The organism is Fontisphaera persica (genome assembly GCF_024832785.1).
Lineage (GTDB): Bacteria > Verrucomicrobiota > Verrucomicrobiia > Limisphaerales > Fontisphaeraceae > Fontisphaera > Fontisphaera persica.
On record NZ_CP116615.1, the window covers coordinates 1,411,028 to 1,430,035 of the forward strand.

The 19,008-nt window shown below is 56.7% G+C and carries 13 protein-coding genes; 9 read left to right on the top strand and 4 right to left on the bottom strand.

Annotated features, from left to right (window positions below; translation table 11 throughout):
* The first annotated feature begins 62 nt into the window (after window positions 1-62).
* Together NXS98_RS04875 and NXS98_RS04880 are read left to right on the top strand one after the other, a co-directional pair.
* Window positions 63-299 carry a hypothetical protein gene (locus tag NXS98_RS04875; protein WP_283847353.1) on the top strand — a complete coding sequence of 79 codons (237 nt, stop codon included), beginning with the start codon at window positions 63-65 and terminating at the stop codon, window positions 297-299.
* Between the two features lie 14 nt (window positions 300-313).
* Complete coding sequence (locus NXS98_RS04880) at window positions 314-712, top strand: PaaI family thioesterase (protein ID WP_283847354.1); 399 nt, start codon at window positions 314-316, stop codon at window positions 710-712.
* Between the two features lie 50 nt (window positions 713-762).
* On the opposite strand, the gene NXS98_RS04885 is transcribed toward NXS98_RS04880, so the two are convergent.
* Window positions 763-2,007, bottom strand: a complete 1,245-nt coding sequence (locus NXS98_RS04885) for a hypothetical protein (protein ID WP_283847355.1) — start codon at window positions 2,005-2,007, stop codon at window positions 763-765.
* Between the two features lie 222 nt (window positions 2,008-2,229).
* On the opposite strand from NXS98_RS04885, the gene dnaE reads away from it, so the two are divergent.
* From dnaE to NXS98_RS04910, 5 genes are all read left to right on the top strand, one after another.
* Window positions 2,230-5,868, top strand: coding sequence for a DNA polymerase III subunit alpha (gene dnaE / locus NXS98_RS04890; RefSeq protein WP_283847356.1), 3,639 nt, complete (start codon window positions 2,230-2,232; stop codon window positions 5,866-5,868).
* A 178-nt stretch (window positions 5,869-6,046) separates the two neighbouring features.
* Entirely contained in the window at window positions 6,047-6,727 is a 681-nt protein-coding gene (locus NXS98_RS04895) for an LOG family protein (RefSeq protein WP_283847357.1), read from the top strand.
* Window positions 6,728-6,734: 7 nt separating this feature from the next.
* On the top strand, window positions 6,735-8,066 hold the full coding sequence (locus NXS98_RS04900) for a M16 family metallopeptidase (RefSeq protein ID WP_283847358.1): 1,332 nt from the start codon (window positions 6,735-6,737) through the stop codon (window positions 8,064-8,066).
* Window positions 8,063-9,553 carry an aminodeoxychorismate synthase component I gene (gene pabB / locus NXS98_RS04905; protein ID WP_283847359.1) on the top strand — a complete coding sequence of 497 codons (1,491 nt, stop codon included), beginning with the start codon at window positions 8,063-8,065 and terminating at the stop codon, window positions 9,551-9,553. The genes NXS98_RS04900 and pabB overlap by 4 nt, the downstream gene beginning before the upstream one ends.
* A 179-nt stretch (window positions 9,554-9,732) precedes the next feature.
* Window positions 9,733-10,698, top strand: a complete 966-nt coding sequence (locus tag NXS98_RS04910) for an AEC family transporter (protein ID WP_283847360.1) — start codon at window positions 9,733-9,735, stop codon at window positions 10,696-10,698.
* A gap of 4 nt (window positions 10,699-10,702) precedes the next feature.
* Here NXS98_RS04910 and hrpB read toward each other — a convergent pair whose 3' ends face one another.
* Entirely contained in the window at window positions 10,703-13,237 is a 2,535-nt protein-coding gene (gene hrpB / locus NXS98_RS04915; RefSeq protein WP_283847361.1) for an ATP-dependent helicase HrpB, read from the bottom strand.
* A gap of 46 nt (window positions 13,238-13,283) precedes the next feature.
* Complete coding sequence (locus NXS98_RS04920; protein WP_283847362.1) at window positions 13,284-15,155, bottom strand: O-antigen ligase family protein; 1,872 nt, start codon at window positions 15,153-15,155, stop codon at window positions 13,284-13,286.
* A gap of 105 nt (window positions 15,156-15,260) precedes the next feature.
* Here NXS98_RS04920 and NXS98_RS04925 point away from each other — a divergent pair, with 105 nt between their 5' ends.
* Window positions 15,261-16,037, top strand: coding sequence for a carbon-nitrogen family hydrolase (locus NXS98_RS04925; protein ID WP_283847363.1), 777 nt, complete (start codon window positions 15,261-15,263; stop codon window positions 16,035-16,037).
* Window positions 16,038-16,041: 4 nt separating this feature from the next.
* On the opposite strand, the gene NXS98_RS04930 is transcribed toward NXS98_RS04925, so the two are convergent.
* On the bottom strand, window positions 16,042-17,031 hold the full coding sequence (locus NXS98_RS04930; protein WP_283847364.1) for a cation diffusion facilitator family transporter: 990 nt from the start codon (window positions 17,029-17,031) through the stop codon (window positions 16,042-16,044).
* A gap of 393 nt (window positions 17,032-17,424) precedes the next feature.
* Between NXS98_RS04930 and cimA the strand changes: the two genes are divergently transcribed.
* Window positions 17,425-18,999, top strand: a complete 1,575-nt coding sequence (gene cimA / locus NXS98_RS04935; protein ID WP_283847365.1) for a citramalate synthase — start codon at window positions 17,425-17,427, stop codon at window positions 18,997-18,999.
* The last annotated feature ends 9 nt before the right edge of the window (window positions 19,000-19,008 follow it).

Consider the following 19,008-nt stretch of genomic DNA (forward strand, 5'->3'; position numbering starts at 1 on the left):
CAACAGCCCACGCACCCCCTGCCGGATAGGGCGGGCTAGCCGGCAACCACATAGAACTGCCTGTGGCTGTGGCACGTTTGGCTGTCATTTGTAAAAATGAGATTATTCCGTTGTCTCAAAAACGCAAGTCTTTTCGTAACAAAAAATTCACCAAAATTGGGGACAAAAAAGAATTTGTGCGTCCAGCTTGGGATGGGGGCATGACCAAGAAGCGGCCGGGAATGGAGCCACCTGCCTTTTCAGCCGGTGGGCCATTTTTTCATTGTCTCAACCGTCGGCTGGCGCGAGAATTCCATTAAACGTCCAGCGCCCTATGGAAAAAATCCGACGCTTCTTCAAAAACGACCGGTTTGCCACCCGCGCCAATATCGAGCTGCTGTCGCTGGCCCCCGGTTACGCCAAGTGCCGCATGCCGCTGCAAGATTATCATTTTAATGGCTACAACACCGTGCACGGCGGGGCCATTTTTACCCTGGCCGATTTTACGTTCGCGGCGGCCAGCAACTCGCATGGCAACATTGCGGTGGCCATCAACGCGTCCATCTCTTTTCTCAAGGCAGGCACTTCCGGCACCCTGTGGGCGGAAGCACGCGAGATATCACGCAACCCCAAACTTGCTTCCTACACTGTTGAAGTGCGGGATGATGCCGGTGACCTGGTAGCCGTGTTTCAGGGCATGGTTTACCGGAAAAGTGAAATCATCCCGGAGTAGAGCCAGCGCAGGCTCTGGACTGATCGCAATACGGCCGCCGCATCTGCGCGTTAGCGGGGTTGTTTGTTGGGCTTGTTGGGCTTATCGGGAGCCGGAGGAGTGTTTTGGCGCAGATTTGGGTCCACCATTGCCGCCAGCCGCAGCCGGGCTTCATCCACCGCGCCAACTTGGGGGGAGGCCTGCAATTGGTCCCGCAGGTTATCGAGGATTTGCAACCGCACCTGAGCCAGTTGGATATCCTGAGGAGTGGGATTTTTGGGGTTCTCAAAGCCCTTTTTCTCCAATTCACGAATCAGCCTTTCCCGCGATTTATCCGGCAATTGCGGGTTTAACGCCGACTGGTACCACATTTGATTGGCCTGCTCGCTCAACCCCACATATTCGGTGGCCAGACGGGCCAGCTCCTCGCGAGCCCTGGCATCCGTAATGCGGGGGTCCTGAGCCAATTGCGCGGCCAGCGGCAGCATGTCCTGACGCAAGACATTCTGCAAATAGTCCAGCGCATCCTTGTTCAAGCGCCCGTCGGCTTGAACCAGCATGGCCTGCGCCTGCTGCACGTAAGAGCGATCCCCGTACTTGCCAAGAATTTCCAAGGCCGGGCCAATATCCCCCTGATTATTGGCCGCGTTTGCGAGTTGTGCCGTCGCCGCGGCAATGGCAGCTTGCTGATACTTGCCAGGGGCCATTTTTTCCAGCGCCTGGGCCACCCGGCGCATTTCTTGGGGACTGGCGGCCTGACTCATGATTTGAGCCAGGAGCTGTTCAGCCTGTTCCCCGCCAATTTCCTGCACCACCTGCAACAATTCCTGACGCAAAGCGCCGACCTTGCCGCCGGCACCTTTGGCTTTGCCTTGCGCATCAATGTTCAATCCATCGCCTGAAGTGAGGAATTCTCGAATTGCGTCCAGGGATTGTGGTCCTGCCAGAACCAGCTCGCCCAACAGGCGCTGGATGGCCCGCTGACTGTTGGGCCCGCCATTCTGATGCAATTCACGAATGCGCGCCAGAACCTCCCGCGGATTGCTCAAACCCGGCGCGGCCACTGGGGCGGACACCAGCGCCCCGCCCTCCAGTGCCTGGCGTACGCCGGCCGGCGCGCTCTGCGCCGCTGTCCCTGAAAGTGGCCGATTGGGGCGGGATGGTTCTTGCGCTATCGCAGCATTTTGCTGGCTCCATTCTTGTTGGAGGCGCTGAATTTCCGCAGCATAATGGCGGTGCCATCGCTGGCCGGAAACAAAATAGCCCAGGGCAAACGCTGCGGCTACTGCTCCCAGAACCATCATCAACTTTTTCATAGTGCGTAAAATTGCAACCAAGCTCGCTGAGGGAACTTGTAATCATTCTGGCATTTCATTCCTTGATGGGCAAGGTGGAAAAATCGGGAAAACAGGATGCTCCCTGCCGAAGCCTGGTGCCGGTCACGTCCACCACTTATTTTGGGGCAGGTCAGCCAGAGGGCGTCATCTTTTTAACAACAAACGCTGGACAATCCGCCGGTGCGCTCCAACATGAGCGGCATGTCGCGTGCCGACTTCGTTCATCTGCATTTGCACACGGAGTACTCCCTTTTGGACGGGGCCTGCCGGGTGGACAAACTGGCCGAACTGGCCGCCCAGATGGGGTTTCCAGCGCTGGCTATTACGGATCATGGCGTCATGTACGGCGCCATTGATTTTTACCAGGCTGCCAGCAGCAAGGGGATCAAGCCCATCATCGGCTGCGAAGTATACGTGGCTCCGGGGCGTTGCACGGACAAGAAAGGGGGCAATAGCGGGCGCGACCCCTATCACCATTTGGTGCTGCTGGCCCAAAACAAAACCGGATATCACAACCTCATCAAACTGGCTACCCGGGCGCATTTGGAAGGCTATTATTACAAACCCCGGATTGATAAAGAGCTGCTGGAGCAATACCAGGAGGGGCTGATTGTGCTGTCCGGTTGCCTTAACAGCGAAGTGCCTCAGCTCATCCGGAAAGGTGAGTTGGACAAAGCCCGCGCGGTGATTGACTGGTTCAAGCAGCGCTTTGGAGCAGAGCGATATTATTTGGAGCTGCAAAATCACGGATTGCCCGAGCAACAAAACGTCAACCGTCATCTCATCCAATGGGCGCGCGAATTTGGCCTTTCGCTGGTGGCCACCAACGATGTGCATTACCTGAAAAAGGAACACTCGGAGGCACATGACTGCCTGTTGTGCATTGGCCTGCAGACGGTGCGCGAAGACCCGCGGCGCCTGCGCTACCAGCCCGGGCAGTTTTATCTCCGGTCGGCATCGGAAATGCAGGCGCTGTTTGCGGAAATCCCCGAGGCGGTCACCAACACTCTGGCGGTGGCCGAGCAGTGCAATTTGCAAATTGAGTTCGGCAAATTGAATTATCCCGTTTTCCAGCCGCCGGATGGAATCAGCCGGGAGCTCTACCTGCGCCAGCAAATCATTCAAGGGCTATACCGTCGCTACACCATTCACGCCATTTTAGAAGGCGAGCTCATCCGTCCGGTGGCCATTGAGGACCCAACGCGTTTGCCCACGTGGCCTGGGTTGGACGGGTTATGGACCAATCCCGAGGCCAATATCCAGCATCCGGTGGTGGCGGAGGCGGTTCGGGCGGTCATGGAGCGCCTGGCCCTTGAGCTGATGGTCATTGAGAAAACCAACTTCGTCAGTTACTTCCTCATTGTGGGTGATTTTGTGCAGTATGGCCGGCGCAATGGGGTCGCCTGCGTGGCGCGTGGTTCGGCCGCCGGTTCGCTGGTGACGTACCTGCTGGAAATATCCAACGTGGACCCCATCCGCTACGGACTGCTTTTCGAGCGATTCCTGAATCCTGAACGCGTCAATCCGCCGGATATTGACATTGATTTTGCCGATGACCGCCGCGATCTGGTCATTAATTATGTGCGGGAAAAGTACGGCAAGGAATGCGTGGCCCAAATCATCACCTTCGGCACTCTAGGCGCAAAATCAGTCATCCGGGATGTGGGCCGGGTGCTGGGATGGAATTATGGGGAATGTGACCGGCTGGCCAAGATGGTGCCCAACGATCCCAAGATGACGCTGGAAAAGGCCCTCAAAGAATCCCCGGATTTTCGCAAAGAATATGAGGAAAATCCCAAAACCCAGGAGCTGCTGAACATTGCTTTCGTGCTGGAGGATTTGACGCGAAATGCCTCGGTGCATGCCGCCGGGGTGGTCATTGGCCCCGAGCCGCTGGAAAATTTGCTGCCGCTTAAAACCGACGACAAAGGCTCCATCGTCACCCAGTACGCCATGGGGCCGGTGGGGGATTTGGGGTTGTTGAAAATGGATTTTCTGGGTTTGAAAACCCTCACCGTCATCCGCAACACCTGCCAGATGGTGGAGCAAACCCGCGGCATCAAAATTCTCATTGACCGCCTGCCGTTGAACGACCAGCCGACCTATGACCTGCTCAACCGCGGCCTGACGGTGGGCGTGTTTCAACTGGAATCGGGTGGGATGCGGGAATTGTGCCGGAAGTTCCAGATTAGCTCCATTGAACACATCACCGCCTTGGTGGCGCTGTACCGGCCGGGGCCCATGGAGCTGATTGATGACTTCATTGAGCGGCGCCACGGCCGGCGGGAGATTGTCTATGAGCATCCCCTGCTGGAACCGCTCACCCGCGAGACTTATGGGGTGTTGATTTATCAGGAGCAGGTCATGCAGGCGGCTCAGGTTTTGGCCGGTTATTCCCTGGGCGCAGCCGATGTGTTGCGCCGCGCGATGGGCAAGAAAAAACCCGAGGAAATGGCCAAGCAGCGGGAGATTTTTGTCAAAGGCTGCTGGGAGAAAAACCAAATCCCCCCGGACAAGGCCAACGCGATTTTTGACTTGCTCGACAAGTTTGCCGGCTACGGCTTCAACAAGTCCCACGCGGCTGCCTATGCCATCGTAGCGTATCAAACCGCGTATCTGAAAGCCAATTACACGGTCGAGTTTCTGGCCGCGATGATGACCAACGACATGAGCGACACCGAAAAGGTTGCCATCCTCATTGCCGAAGCCAGGGAGTTTAACATTCAGGTGCTGCCACCCGATGTAAACCACAGCCAGGTTCACTTCAGTCCGGACCAGGACGGCAAGGCCATCCGTTTTGGCTTGGCAGCCATCAAAGGTGTCGGCGAGGTGGCCGTAAATGCCATCATCAAGGCCCGCACGGAAGGGGGCCCATTTTCCTCGCTGGCCGATTTAGCCGCGCGGGTGGAAACGCGGACGGTGAATCGCAAAGTGCTTGAGGCCTTGGTCAAAGCGGCGGCGTGCGATGGCTTTGGCCAGCCGCGCAAGGCCATGTTTGAGCAAATTGACGCGGTGCTGGCGCGTGCGGCCAGCATGCATGCCGACCGCCAGGCAGGCCAGGACAACCTGTTCGATGTCTTCAAGGAAACGCCACCACCCCCGCCAACGGGCGGCAATGCTGGTGAAGACTGGCCGCTCCATGAACGGCTCAAGTACGAGAAGGAGCTGTTGGGGTTCTACGTGACCGGCCATCCCCTGCAACCCTACGAAAGCATCCTCACCCGCTACTGCACCCACAACACCCAAACCGCCAAGACTCAGGCCAGTGGCACGATGGTGCGCATGGGCGGACTGGTGACCGCCGTGCAAAAAGGTCTTTCCAAGAAGAACAACAAGCCCTTTCTCATGGCCACGTTGGAAGATATGGTAGGCGTGGCCAAAATCCTGCTCACCGGCGAGGTTTATGAGCAGTATCAGGAGCTGGTGGTCCCTAATACTCCCTTGCTGGTGGTGGGTGAGTTGCAAATGGACGAGGATATCCCCAAACTTTTTCCCACGGAAATCACGCCCCTGGTGGATGCGCCGCGCCGCTATACCAAACAAGTTCAATTTCGTTTGCAACGGCAGGCGCTGACGGAAGAAAACCTCCAACGCCTCCTCGGCATCATCTGCAGGCATCGGGGACGGTGTCCGCTATTTTTAGCGGTGATGCATTCGGATGGCACGGTTTTGTTCATCGAAGCCCATGAATCGTTCGCCGTAACCCCCAGTCATTATTTGGAAAAAGAAGTCAACGATGCCTTTGGCCCAGAGACCTATTATGCCAAGGTAGATGAGGTGCTCCCGGCGCGGAGGGACCGTTCCTGGTATGGACGAAACCGCAATGGGAATGGCGATTAAACCGTTGCGCCCCAGTGACATAGACAATTTGCGTGCCTTCGCTGCTATTGCGTAAGGAAAATTACCGACAAAGGAAGATAAAATCATTGGATATTCTTCTCTATAAGCTAGTTACGTTCATTTTATTCAGATACTTCTGGTACTTGTTTTTTTCCATGGCGGCTCGTAGGTTGTTGCCATGCAACCGGTGCAAAGCGGTTTTGTAAAAGAGGACCCGTGGCGGATTTTCCGCATCATGGCGGAATTTGTGGATTCATTTGAGACGATGTCCAAGGTGGGGCCGGCAGTGACCATCTTTGGTTCGGCTCGCACCAAGCCATCGGACCCATATTATCGCTCGGCCGAGAAAATCGCGCGGGGTCTGGCGGAAAATGGCTTTGCCGTCATCACGGGCGGCGGCCCGGGCATCATGGAGGCCGCCAACAAGGGGGCGGCCAGAGGCAAGGGGCAATCTGTGGGATTAAACATTGAACTGCCCTTCGAGCAGAAGAGCAATCGTTTTGTCAACGTGCCGATTGAATTTCACTATTTCTTTTCTCGCAAGGTGTGCTTCGTGAAGTACAGCATGGGCTTTATCTACATGCCCGGCGGCTTTGGCACGTGCGATGAATTTTTTGAGGTCATCACCCTGGTGCAAACGCAACGCATACCCAAATTCCCGCTGGTTTTGTTTGGCTCGGAGTACTGGAGTGGCCTGCTGGCTTGGATGAAGAAACAGATGGAAGGCCGGAAATACATCAGCCCTGGGGACCTTGATTTGGTCAGGCTGGTGGATCGCGAGGAGGAGGCCATCGAGATTATTCTGGATTACCGGCAGCGCACCGGGGTGCCGGAGCGTGTCAGCAAAGCTTTTGTTTAAGTGGAATATGTCAGTTCAAAAAAAGAACGGCTTTCAGTTTCCCGTCTATCGCATCTCACGGCTGCCCAACGGTTTGCGCGTAGCGACCGCGGAGATGCCACACATGACCAGTGTCAGCCTGGGCATTTGGGCGGGTGCAGGCTCTCGCTACGAGCCGGCTCCGCTGAACGGAGTCTCGCATTTCATCGAGCACATGCTGTTCAAAGGCACCCGCCGACGCTCACCGCTGGAAATATCGCAAGCCGTGGAAGGGATTGGCGGTTATCTCAATGCCTTTACGAGTGAGGAAAGCACCTGTTTTTATTCCAAGGCGCGGCATGAGTGTTTTGAGGATTTGCTTGATGTGCTGACGGATATGTACCTCCACAGCCGCTTTGCTCCGGAGGATATCCGGAAGGAACGCGAGGTCATCAAGGAAGAGGTCGCCCAATATTACGATGAGCCGCAACAATACGTGCTCGAGTTGCTTAATGCCCTGCAATGGCCGGCGCAGCCGCTCGGCCGCCCCATTACCGGCACTTTCCATACCCTGGATGGGATGAATCGGCGGCATCTCACCTCTTTTTTGCACGAGCACTATCGTTCGGGCAATACGTTGATTTGCGCGGCAGGACGCATCACGCATCATCAGGCCTTGAAAGCGGTGCAAGCCATGGCCGGTAAATTTGCCACGGGCAAACCCCCTGCCTTTGTTCCCGCCACGGCAAGACATCAGGGGCCGGTGGTGCATTTGCACTGGCGTAAGACCGAGCAAACCCAGTTTGCCCTCGGGCTGCGCACCTGCTCCCGGCACGACCCTGCCCGCTGGGCTTTGCGGTTGCTGAGCGTGGTGCTGGGGGAGAACATGAGTTCCCGCCTGTTTCAAAAACTCCGCGAGGACTCGGGCATGGCCTACTCGATTCAAAGCTCGGTAAGTTTCTTCGCCGATACCGGCGACCTGGTGATTGCCGGCGGTTTGGACGCGGAAAAACTTGGCCCGGCCCTGGAGGTGATTTGGAAGGAATTGGAGGATTTGGCGACCCACGCCTTGCGGGCGGCAGAACTGCGGCGCGCCCGTGATTATCTGCTGGGGCAAATTGACTTGAGCCTGGAAAATACGGAAAGCCAGATGATGAATTTGGGCGAGCAATGCCTGGGGCTTGATGGGTTTATGAAGCCAGACGAGGTCAAAGCCGCGTTGAGCCGCGTAACCGCCGCCGAAATGCGCGCCGTGGCCGCGCGATTTTTCCGTCCCGACCGGTGCAGTCTGGCGGTCATCAGTTCCGATAAATCGCTGGGCCGCCTGGCCTTGCGAGAGCTGCCCGGCAATCCGCAATTGGTGCAAAGCCTCAGCGCGTGAGCGTACTCGTTGCAGAATTGCCCGGCTTTCCCGACACGGAGAGTCTGACGGTCCGCCTGTCGGGTGGGGAGGGCAGTTTGTTTTTGGAAAGCACCCTCACCGGCCCCAGCGGTGCGCGTTATTCTTTTTATGCCTGCCGGCCCATGGCGGTGCTGCGCAGTTGGGGCCATCGGTGCCAAATCGTCACGGGCCATCGGGTCACGGAAGTTTTCGGCAATCCCTGGCAGGTGCTGGCAGCATTATTGGAGCGATTCGAGTTGTGTGACCAACCGGATTGTCCCTTCCCCTTGGGGGCGGCGATGGGTTACTGGGGTTACGAATTAAAACATTTTGTGGAGCCGTGCCTGGGCCGCGAGGCCATGGATGACCTGGGTCTGCCGGAATGCTGGGTGGGATTTTACCCCAGCTTGCTGGTGGCCGACCAAGCCACGCAACGCGCATGGATAGTGGCCACGGGTCTACGCGCCGATGGCACTCAGGAGGCCAGCGAAGCCCGCCGCCAGCGAGATGAATGGCTGGCCATGCTTAATGCTCCCCCCCTGTCTCCTACACCTCGGGCGAAGGTGATTGAGGGACACAGCAGGGATTATGACCAAGCTGCGGTGGCAGCTTCCATGCCTCGGAGCAACATGTCGAGGGAGCAATTTTTGTGCGCGGTCGAGCGGGCCCAAAGGTATATTCGCCAAGGTCAAATTTATCAGGTCAACCTGTCGCATCGCTTGCGGGCGCCCTGGCCTTACCCTGCCTTCCAATTTTATCAGCACCTGCAGGAGACCTCCCCTGCCCCGTTTGCAGCATGGCTGAATGCGGGGGAATTCCAGGTGGCTTCCTCTTCGCCAGAGCAGTTTTTACGCATCAGCGGACGTCATATCACCACCCGCCCCATTAAAGGGACCCGGCCGCGCGGGGCTGACGCCACCCGCGATGCGCAACTGGCTTATGAGTTACAAACCAATCCCAAGGAATTGGCTGAACTGGTAATGATTACGGATTTGCTGCGCAATGACCTTGGCCGGGTTTGTGAATATGGCAGCGTACAAGTTCCCGACCTCGCCCGCCTGGAGCGTTTTGCGCATGTGCAACACCTGGTGGCCACGGTGACGGGAGAATTGCGGCCGGAAATGACCCATGCAGGAGCGCTCGCGGCTTGTTTCCCCGGCGGCAGCATTACGGGCGCCCCTAAAATCCGCGCCATGCAAATCATTGATGAAATGGAGCCAGTGGTACGGGGGGTATATACCGGTTGTTTGGGGTACCTGGGTTTCAATCGCGAAAGCCAGCTTAGCATCGCCATTCGCACAGCGGTCTGCCACGCAGGAGAAGTTTTCTTTGCCGTGGGCGCGGGCATCGTGGCCGATTCCGTGCCAGAAGCCGAATATGCCGAAACCCTGCATAAGGCAGCCGGCTTTTGCGCCGCCCTATCCAGGCCGGTCACCCAGACGATGCCGACGGCTTGCCCAATGCCTTTGGGGAGCGGTAGGGAATGAGTTGCTCTGCGGGTGCTGTGCCGCCCCGGTTTTGGGGAGGACGAGTCTTATCAGGTATTAGTAAGGACCTGAAGAAATACAGGTGAGGAGGCATTGATGCCCAACGAACGAGCTGGCATTCGTGCTTGCCAGCACGGCCTGCAATTTTTACCGTAGGCGCCCATTATTTGGGTCGGGGCATGTCGCCGGTGGTTCAAAAGTTCGTCATCTCCGCGTGCGTCATCGTGTTATCCACGGTGGCAGGCTATTTATGTCGCCGCCGGGGCTGGCTGGCGGAAACCGCCAGTGAGCGGATTATGACATGGGTGGCGGTGTTTGGTTATTCCAGCGTGGGTTTTCTGACGGTATGGGGCACAGCCTTGAAACCTGCGGACGCCATTTTGCCGCTGTGGGCCGTATTGCACATGCTGGTCATGACTTTTTTAAGTCTCGGCCTCTCACGATGGTTTGCCCAAAATCGGGCGGAGCGCGGATTGTTTGCGCTGATTGCCGGTGTCGGCAATAATGGCTTCACCGGGGGCGCGTTTGTGTTGTATCTGCTGTATGGCGAGGAGGCGATGGGCCTTTCCAACATCTATATTCTCCTCTTCATGGCCATGGCCGTGCTGGTTTTGTATCCATTGGCACGGCATTATGCGGAAGACTCGCCCCAAGGCTCTTTAACTGAGTTGTTTCGGAGAAGCCTTTTTGACTGGCGCTCGCTAGGTTTGCCGGTGGTATTGCTGGCCATTGCGCTATCGTCGTGGGGGGTGACACGCCCAGCTTTCCTCGTACGATGGCATGTAGTGGACGCTTTGGTGTACACCATTACACCGCTGGCGTTTTTTGGCATTGGGTTGCGGTTGCGTTTGTCGCGCCTGGCGCCCTTGCGCCGGATGATTGTCGGCACAGCGCTGGTGCGGTTTGTTTTGGGGGCACTGACAGCGGTAGCCCTGGCGTGGGTCACGCATGGACTGCCCTGGCCTCTGGAAGGATTGCGCTGGAAAGTGTATGTGGTGCAGGGGTTTGTGCCCACTGCCATTACCTCCGTAGCGGTAGCCAACATGTTTCGCCTCAAGCCAGATGAAGCCTCAGCCTTGTTTGTGGCCAACACCGTGATTTACCTGGTGGTGGTTCTGCCGCTGGTGTTCTGGCTCTTTGGCTGAGCAATCAACGCCATTCGTGCTTGGGGTACTTGCGCTGCAATTCCTGTTTGAGGCGGGGATAATGCTCACGCCAGAAGCCGGCCAAGTCCTGGGTGACCTGTACCGGACGCATGTTGGGAGCCAGGATGTGCAGAGTGAGGGGAACACGTCCCATGGCCAGGCGCGGCGTTTTTTCAATGCCGAACAGTTCTTGAATTCTCACGGCGCTATAGGGCGACGCCCCTGCGGCATAAACCACTTTGGGCCGGCGGCCATTGCCAAGGTCCACGCGCTCCGGAGCGTGGCGGTTGAGCAATTCTTGTTGCGCGGGAGAGAGCCAGGATTGCACCACTGGTTTCACAGGGCGGTCTTTAATTTCTTTGTAGGTAAACGCCCCGTGGCATATTTGCTCAATGAGGTGCAGGCGATCAGCCTCTTGCAACGGCGGCAGCTCCAATTCCGGGCAATGAGCAGCAAGAAAGTTCAGGCGAATAATCCATTGTTCGACTTCGTGGTCCCAATGTTTCAGGGTCAAGCGTCCTGCGGCAACTTCCGCGGCCAATAAAGGCGCAGCCGCTTCCAGCGGCGGCGGCTCCACCTTGCGGGTCTCGAGGGGCAAATCCCGAAACATCAGACACGCCTCACAATACACCCGGCGGTCGGTGGCATCGTAATAAATGCGTTGTTTTTGATGAATATCTTCAGGAAAAAGCTCCCGCAGCCATTCCGGCTTCACCGCGCTGGCCAGGGAAAGCAAGGTTTGGATGGTTTTATCGGCAGCTTCCACTTCCCGGATTTCGGCCACCACCAGCAGAGGACTGTGATGGACGACACTGTCACGAGCCAGCACCCCCTTGCGCCCATGCACCAATTCACACCGCAGCGTGCCCATGTCCACGCGTCGGGCCAGCCGATCGGCAAACGCAGCCAGGAGGCATTTACATAGAGCCTCATCTGAAACTCTCTCCGTTTCGACAGGCAAACCCTCACGCGCTGCAATGCGCAGGAATTGTTCTTGCAACGGCCCCACCTGACGGGCGGCTTGAGGGTTGATCCCCACACGTTGGCAGGCTTCCGGGCGGAAATCGTGGCGGACTGCATAGTTCCAGGCGCGCATGAGCAGAAAAAAATCTGATTCTGCCTTTTCCCCTAATAGATCATCACGATTTTGGCCCGAGACCCTGTCCAGTCGCCGCAGCAAAAGGTCACGCCCCTGGGTTAAAGCAGCCATCAAGGCCGCTTGCGGCACGCAACGATAATCGGCCGCCGCCAATAACAACCGCGCATAGCGAGGATGCACAGGGAAGGCGAGCATTTTGCGTCCCAGCGTGGTGATCTGGCCGTTGTGGTCCAAAGCCCCCAAATCGGTCAGCAATTCCTCTGCATGCACCAGCGCTTCGGTAGAGGGTGGCTCAAGCCAGCGAAATGCTTGCAGCTTCCCAATACCAGCCGCTTTGAGTGTCAAAACGACTTCGGACAAGTCCAGCCGCTTGACTTCCGGCGTTTCCTGGGCAGGACGTTCCCAATGCTCCTGGGCACTCCATAGCCGCAGGCAGCGCCCCGGCGCTGTACGCCCGGCACGTCCAGCTCGCTGGTCAGCAGAAGCACGACTGATTTTTTCAATGAACAAGGTGTTGATGCCCCGATTTGGATCATAGCGCGGGATGCGCGCCAGGCCGCTATCAATGACCAGGCGCACCCCATCAATGGTCAGCGAGGTTTCAGCCACGTTGGTGGCCACGACCACCTTGCGTCGTTCATAGCGGGCCACGGCGGCATCCTGGGCTTGCGGAGGCAGTTCTCCATGCAACGGCAGCACGAGCAGGCCGCGGGCTTCTGGCAATTGGCGCACTGCTTCCAGCGTTTGCTGGATTTCATAACTGCCCGGCATGAAGATTAAGACATCCCCCTCCATCCCTTCTCGCAAAGCTCTGCCAAGCGCGTCCGCCGCCAGTTGCCAGACGGGCAGTCCTCCGCCAGCTCGCACCGGCAGGTAATCCACGTCCACCGGAAAAGTGCGCCCTTCCGAAGTCACCGCGGCACAGGGTTGCAAGTAATTCCACAAAAGTCGGGTATCCAACGTGGCCGACATCACCAATATTTTCAGGTCAGGGCGAGTGGTCTCCTGAAGTTCCAACGCCCGTGCCAGGGTAATGTCGCCGTAAAGGTGGCGCTCATGAAATTCATCAAAAAGGATGGCAGTAACACCTTTGAGTTGCGGGTCTTCCACCATTTGCCGCAACAGAATACCCTCGGTAACATAACGAATGCGGGTGGACGGCGAACTAAAGTTTTCAAATCGGATACTGTATCCCACTTCACGCCCCAAGGGCACTTCCATTTCCCGCGCGACGCGTGCAGCCAGCAATCTGGCGGCCAATCGGCGTGGTTGGAGGATGATGGCTTGCCCGTCGCCCAGCAGGCCGTGGCGCAGCAGCATTTGAGGGACCTGGGTGGATTTCCCTGAGCCTGTGGGTGCCTGTACAATCAAGCGGTGGTGCTGCTGGAGGCGTTCGATAATGTCCGCCTCAATAGCGTAAATGGGCAGGCGTTCCGTCATGCTAAGCAAGGGGGCCAGGAGGTCGTGGAAGCATTGAACCGAAGACTCAAGGTTTCTCATGCCAGAGGCGCTCTGCAGCGCGATAATAGGCATAAGCAGTGGGATTATCCCACCAGTTCAGGCGAATGGAGGCAGCAAACCAAACCTTGGAGCGCCGATATTGGCGGCGCTGGAAGTAATGCCACCCCATATTGGCGAGGGTGTAGTAATTATTGGGGTCAAGTTCCAGAGCACGGAGAAAATAAGGCTCAGCCAGGTCATGTTCCCCCAGCCAGTCGTGGCACATGCCCAGGCGAATGAGGGCATAAGAATCCATCGGATTTAATTCAATGGCCCGCTGGAACCACTCCATGGCAGTGCGCGCCTGATTGATGTAGTCACCCTCCTGGCGCCAGCTCTTGCGACGGTGGTATTCGCCGATTTGATGGGCCACCCAATGGCTCAAGGGTTGGGCCTCCCAAGCCCGGTGCAAGGCAGCCAGTTGGACAGCACCAGACTCTGCACGGTCAGCCTGGCGCTGCCAGTAAGCATGTTCCGCGCTGCGCCAAGCTCGCACCCCCAGAAAGCCACCAACCATCAGCAGGGACAAGCTGAAAAAAAACAAGGTGGGCCGACTTAATGGCACCCAGTATCGCTCGGTGGCGAAACGCAAATGCCCGCACATGAGCGCCAGTAGGGCAAACGCTGTCAATGCAATCGCCGGCAAATGAAAATGGAAGTCCGTTACACAGGCCAGCAGCAGACCAATCCATCCGATGCCCGCTCCCATGAGGAAGGCGCGTTTGCCTCCGCGCAATTCCTCCTGATGTATGGAATGACTCAGCGCTCGCCAGGCGCGCCAGCCTCCCCCCAGCCCGAGGGCCACCGCCAATGTCAGGATGCCAACCCCGGCAGCCCCGTAATCCACGAGGGTATTGACATATTCGTTGAGAGCGAAATTGGGACGAAGCTGGGTATGATTCACCGGTTGCCGGTATTTGGGATAGACCAAATCAAAATGCGCCGGGCCATGTCCCCACCATGGACTGTCCTGCCAGAGTTGTATTCCTGCTTCCCAAAGGCGCCAGCGAGGGTCACGGTCGTGCCCGCGGTCAAAGGCCGCCGCCACCCGTCGCTTAATTTTTTCCTGGGCCTGGCCGTAAAACCAAATGCCGCCAAGAAAAATTACTATGAGAATGACCAGGACTGGAATGCGGTATTGGCGCATGGCAAACAAGGCGGCTGCCAGCAACACCAGCGCAACAAAAGCTGCTAGCCACCCCCCGCGTGAAAGCGTCACCGCGATGCCCCCCAACATGATTAATGCCGCGTAGCCGGTGATGATGCGGGTGGGATAATTGAGCCGGCCGGCCAGGGTAAAGGTAATCGCCAGCGGTAATAGAAGCGTTAAAAATCCGGCCAGGTGATTGGGATAGGCGAAAGTGCCACTGCCCCGCTGGGCATAAGTGGCAGGCTTGAACAAATGCCAAACCATGGTGTCACCGGTAACAAATTGCACCATGGCATATAAAGACACACCCACGGCTAGCAGGCTCAAACACAAAGTCACCCAGCGACTGGCCTCTTGCCGGTAAAGATTATTCAGTGCCCAGAGGAAAAACAGGGCATAAACACCTACACGCAAAACCTCTTCCTGGGCTTCATGCTGAACGGGGGCAAAATGGGCGCGCACCAATGCATACCCTCCAAATAACAACGTCAACCAGCACACGGGCGGCCACAATAAACGCGGGTTGGGGGCAATCCATAAGCGGACCAGCCACAACACGAGGGCCAGCAGGACCAGGCCGGTAGCCACGGCAAACTCGGTGGCACGCACAGCCCCGAATGCCAAGGTTGAAAACACCAAAATAAGGCAGAGAAGCGCCAGACACACCTTTTCCAGCACCTCGTCCATGCGTTGAATGTCCACTTGCATTCTTTGGACACCCTAGCGCAGGCGGGGCCTTCCGTCACGTGGATTATGGTTCAGCCAGTCCCTTTTACTTTGCCCTGTCGAGGGGAATGATTTTATGCTGTGCTCATGCGGGTCATCGGCTTGCAATACGACATCGTCTGGGAAAACAAAGCTGCCAATTTTCAAAAAGTGCGGCATCTGTTGGGGGAGGCTGCGCTCGGCCCCGACACCCTTGTGGTTTTGCCCGAAATGTTCGCCACTGGTTTTTCCATGCAGGTGGCACAGATTGCTGAACCGGCAGGCGGCCCGACGGAACAATTTCTCGCTCAACTCGCACGAGAGTATCAATGCACGGTTGTGGGCGGAAAAGTTTCACCCGGCAATCCTCCCTTGGGTCGCAATGAAGCCGTTATCTTTGACCCCCAAGGCCAATTGGCTGGCCGCTATGCCAAGCAACGCACGTTTAATCCAGGCGATGAGGGAAAGTATTATGAAAGCGGTTCTCAGACGGTGCTGATGCTCACCGGCTCATGGCGGTGGTCACCTTTTATTTGCTACGACCTGCGGTTCCCCGAGTTATTCCGGCGCGCGGCCAAAGAGGGGGCAGAGTTGTTTGTGATTATTGCCAACTGGCCGCTTGAGCGGATTGAACATTGGCAGATATTGCTGCGTGCTCGCGCCATTGAAAATCAGGCCTATGTGGTGGGGGTCAACCGATGTGGACGATCACCCAAGTTGGTCTATGGTGGACAGTCGTTGGTGATATCCCCCCGCGGTGAAGTGTTGGCCCAAGCAGGCGATGGGGAAGCAGTCTTAGCCGCAGACATCGAGCGGGAAAGCCTGTTGGAATATCGTCGTGATTTTCCCGTTTTGGCTGACCTGTTAATCAGTCCTCCCGGTTAAGCGGTCAAGCCGATTTGGGCGGCGGTTTGTTGGCTGATGCGGGGGAGGCAGGAGAAGTGCGTTCCAACCGAGTGTCCTCCCAGGAACATGGATCCTCAATCGGCTCGAGATGCGTGAATATTGTGGCTGCTGGCAGGCGGGACCGCAAATCAGCTTCAAGTTTTTCAAGCCAGTCGTGCCCCTGTTGAACAGTCCAGGTGCCGGGCACCAAAACGTGCATGGAAATAAACCGGCGCATTCCCGATTGCCGGGTGCGCAATGCGTGAAATTGCAAACCGGACTCTCGATAGGGTGACAAAACTTCCTGGATCACTTGCTGGTCCTCTACTGGCAGGGCTGTGTCCATCAGCCCCAGGATGGAACGCCGCACAATGAGCCAGCCTGTGCGAGTAATGTTGACTGCCATGGCGATGGCGATTAGGGGGTCCAACCATTGCCAACCCGTCAATCCTACCGCTCCTACACCCCCGATTACCGCTACCGAAGTCCAGACGTCTGTCATCAAGTGACTGGCATTAGCTTCCAAGGTGATGGAACGATGCAGTCGGCCCGCACGGCCCAATACCATGGCCACCACCAAATTGATGCTGGATGCCAACACGCTGATGACCAATCCCAACCCCAAATCGTGCAGGGGCTGCGGGAATAGAAGCCGGTTAATGGCCGCCGCCGCAATACTCACCGCCGCCACCACAATCATCGTCCCTTCGGCGCCACTGGAGAAATACTCTGCCTTGCTATGCCCATAAGCATGGTCTTCATCCGGCGGGCGGGCAGCGATGGCCAGCACCACCAAAGCCATGATGGCCCCCGCTAGGTTGACCAGGGATTCTAAGGCGTCCGACAAAAGGCCGATGGAGCCAGTGACAAAAAATGCGCTGGTTTTTAATCCAATCGTCACTCCTGCCGCACCAATGGACAACCATGCGTATCGCGTCAGCTTCGCCTCGGAAAATCCATCGGCACCCTGGGGCCTGTTAGTGTCAGAAAGCATTTTGTGCGTCCACCGCAGGTGGAGCATAGCAAAAATGTTATGCAGAGCAACCTAATGCAAAAAGGGCGACCGGCAAGACAATCTGATGCTTCCTGCCGAAGTGCTCAAATTAAGGTTGATATAACTGGTTGTTGGCAAATCCTCGCGGTGTTTCCATTGAAACCGTTTGCCATGAAGCGAACGGACAGGGCGGAAATCTTCTTGTGGGTCCTATAATCTAAAATTCCAACCTTTTTTCGATTCGCGTTCAGATGCCACCCGTCAAGCAGCGCAGGCGGTAATTACGGATTTGTCAGCGGCTTTCCGCAGTGATAGGGTGAAAGCTCTTGTTGCGGCAGTGGGGCAAGGGCTTAATGGTCTGAGGCCCCACGGCTGCAAATTAGAAACCATGTTATGAAAAAACCGGCAGTGGAAATCTACGATACCACCCTGCGGGACGGAACGCAGGGCGAAGGCATCAATTTATCCGCAGCAGACAAACTGCGGATTGCGGAGCGTTTGGACGCCTTCGGTATTCATTACATTGAAGGGGGCTGGCCGGGCAGCAACCCCAAGGATATGGAATTCTTTCAACAAGCGGCCCGCCGCAAATATAAGCACGCAAAAATCGCCGCCTTCAGCATGACTCGCCGCAAAGGCATACCGGTGGAACGCGACGAATTGATGATTCAATTGCTGGAGGCCGAAACCCCCGTGGTCACCATTGTAGGTAAAACATGGTTGTTGCACGTCACCGAAGTATTGCGGGCCACGCCGGACGAAAACTTGGCCATGATTGCGGATACCATCCGGTTCTTCAAAGACCATGGTAAAACCGTTTTCTACGACGCGGAGCACTCATTTGACGGCTACAAGAATGAGCCGGAATACGCATTGGCCACCTGGCAGGCCGCCGAGAAAGCCGGCGCGGATTGCATCATTCTCTGCGATACCAATGGGGGCTGCCTGCCAGCGGAAATCAAGCGCGTCACGGAAGTGGCCAAAAGCAAACTCACCGTGCCGATTGGCATACACACCCACAATGATTGCGGTTTTGGGGTGGCCAACGCAATTGCCGCAGTGGAGGCGGGTGCCATCCAAGTCCAAGGTACCATCAATGGTTATGGCGAACGCACTGGCAATTGCAATCTGACCAGTGTCATTCCCACGTTGCATTTCAAGATGGGGCTGACCTGTGTGCCCGCGTCTTCCCTCCCTAAATTACGCGAGCTTTCCCTGTTTGTGGATGAAATTGCCAACGTACGCCCGGATCCCCGTCAGCCGTGGGTGGGGGCAACGGCCTTCGCCCACAAGGGGGGCATGCATGTGCACGCCGTGGAACGGGTGGCGCAAAGCTACGAGCATATCGCCCCTGAATCGGTCGGCAATACCCGCAAAGTGCTGGTCAGTGATCTTTCAGGTCGCTCCAATATCTACTGGAAGGCCCGTGAGCTGGGCTTCAAGGTCAATCCCGACACACCTGAATTAAAGGCCGTGTTGAATGAAATTAAAAAATTGGAAAGCGAGGGCTACGAGTTTGAAGCGGCCGAGGCTTCTCTGGCCCTATTAATCCGCAAACATTTGCAGCATACTTCCCTTCCCTTCAACGTGGAAGGCTACCACGTGTCCATTCGCGGCAACAACGGCCAATCCGTTTGTGAAGCCACCGTCAAGGTGCGGGTTAAGGACCAGATTGCACACACTGTTGCCGAGGGTGACGGTCCAGTCAACGCCCTGGATGGAGCCCTGCGCCAAGCCTTGGTGAAGTTCTTTCCCCAGTTGGAAAAAGTCACCCTGGTGGATTACAAAGTACGTATCATCAACACAGCCGCTGGCACGGCCGCCAAAACTCGGGTTTTAATTACTTCTTCAGACGGCCATAAAGAATGGGGCACGGTCGGTGTCAGCGAGAACATCATCACGGCGTCATTGCAGGCCTTGGTGGACAGCATGGAATACGCCTTGCAAAAAATGCAAAAAAAGAGTTGACACATATAC

What these genes read in the sequence shown, in the direction of transcription:
- NXS98_RS04880 (WP_283847354.1), top strand. Translation starts at nt 314, where the DNA reads ATGGAAAAAATCCGACGCTTCTTCAAAAACGACCGGTTTGCCACCCGC.
- NXS98_RS04885 (WP_283847355.1), bottom strand. Translation starts at nt 2,007, where the DNA reads ATGAAAAAGTTGATGATGGTTCTGGGAGCAGTAGCCGCAGCGTTTGCC.
- dnaE (WP_283847356.1), top strand. Translation starts at nt 2,230, where the DNA reads ATGTCGCGTGCCGACTTCGTTCATCTGCATTTGCACACGGAGTACTCC.
- NXS98_RS04895 (WP_283847357.1), top strand. Translation starts at nt 6,047, where the DNA reads ATGCAACCGGTGCAAAGCGGTTTTGTAAAAGAGGACCCGTGGCGGATT.
- NXS98_RS04900 (WP_283847358.1), top strand. Translation starts at nt 6,735, where the DNA reads ATGTCAGTTCAAAAAAAGAACGGCTTTCAGTTTCCCGTCTATCGCATC.
- NXS98_RS04910 (WP_283847360.1), top strand. Translation starts at nt 9,733, where the DNA reads ATGTCGCCGGTGGTTCAAAAGTTCGTCATCTCCGCGTGCGTCATCGTG.
- hrpB (WP_283847361.1), bottom strand. Translation starts at nt 13,237, where the DNA reads ATGACGGAACGCCTGCCCATTTACGCTATTGAGGCGGACATTATCGAA.
- NXS98_RS04920 (WP_283847362.1), bottom strand. Translation starts at nt 15,155, where the DNA reads ATGCAAGTGGACATTCAACGCATGGACGAGGTGCTGGAAAAGGTGTGT.
- NXS98_RS04925 (WP_283847363.1), top strand. Translation starts at nt 15,261, where the DNA reads ATGCGGGTCATCGGCTTGCAATACGACATCGTCTGGGAAAACAAAGCT.
- NXS98_RS04930 (WP_283847364.1), bottom strand. Translation starts at nt 17,031, where the DNA reads ATGCTTTCTGACACTAACAGGCCCCAGGGTGCCGATGGATTTTCCGAG.
- cimA (WP_283847365.1), top strand. Translation starts at nt 17,425, where the DNA reads ATGAAAAAACCGGCAGTGGAAATCTACGATACCACCCTGCGGGACGGA.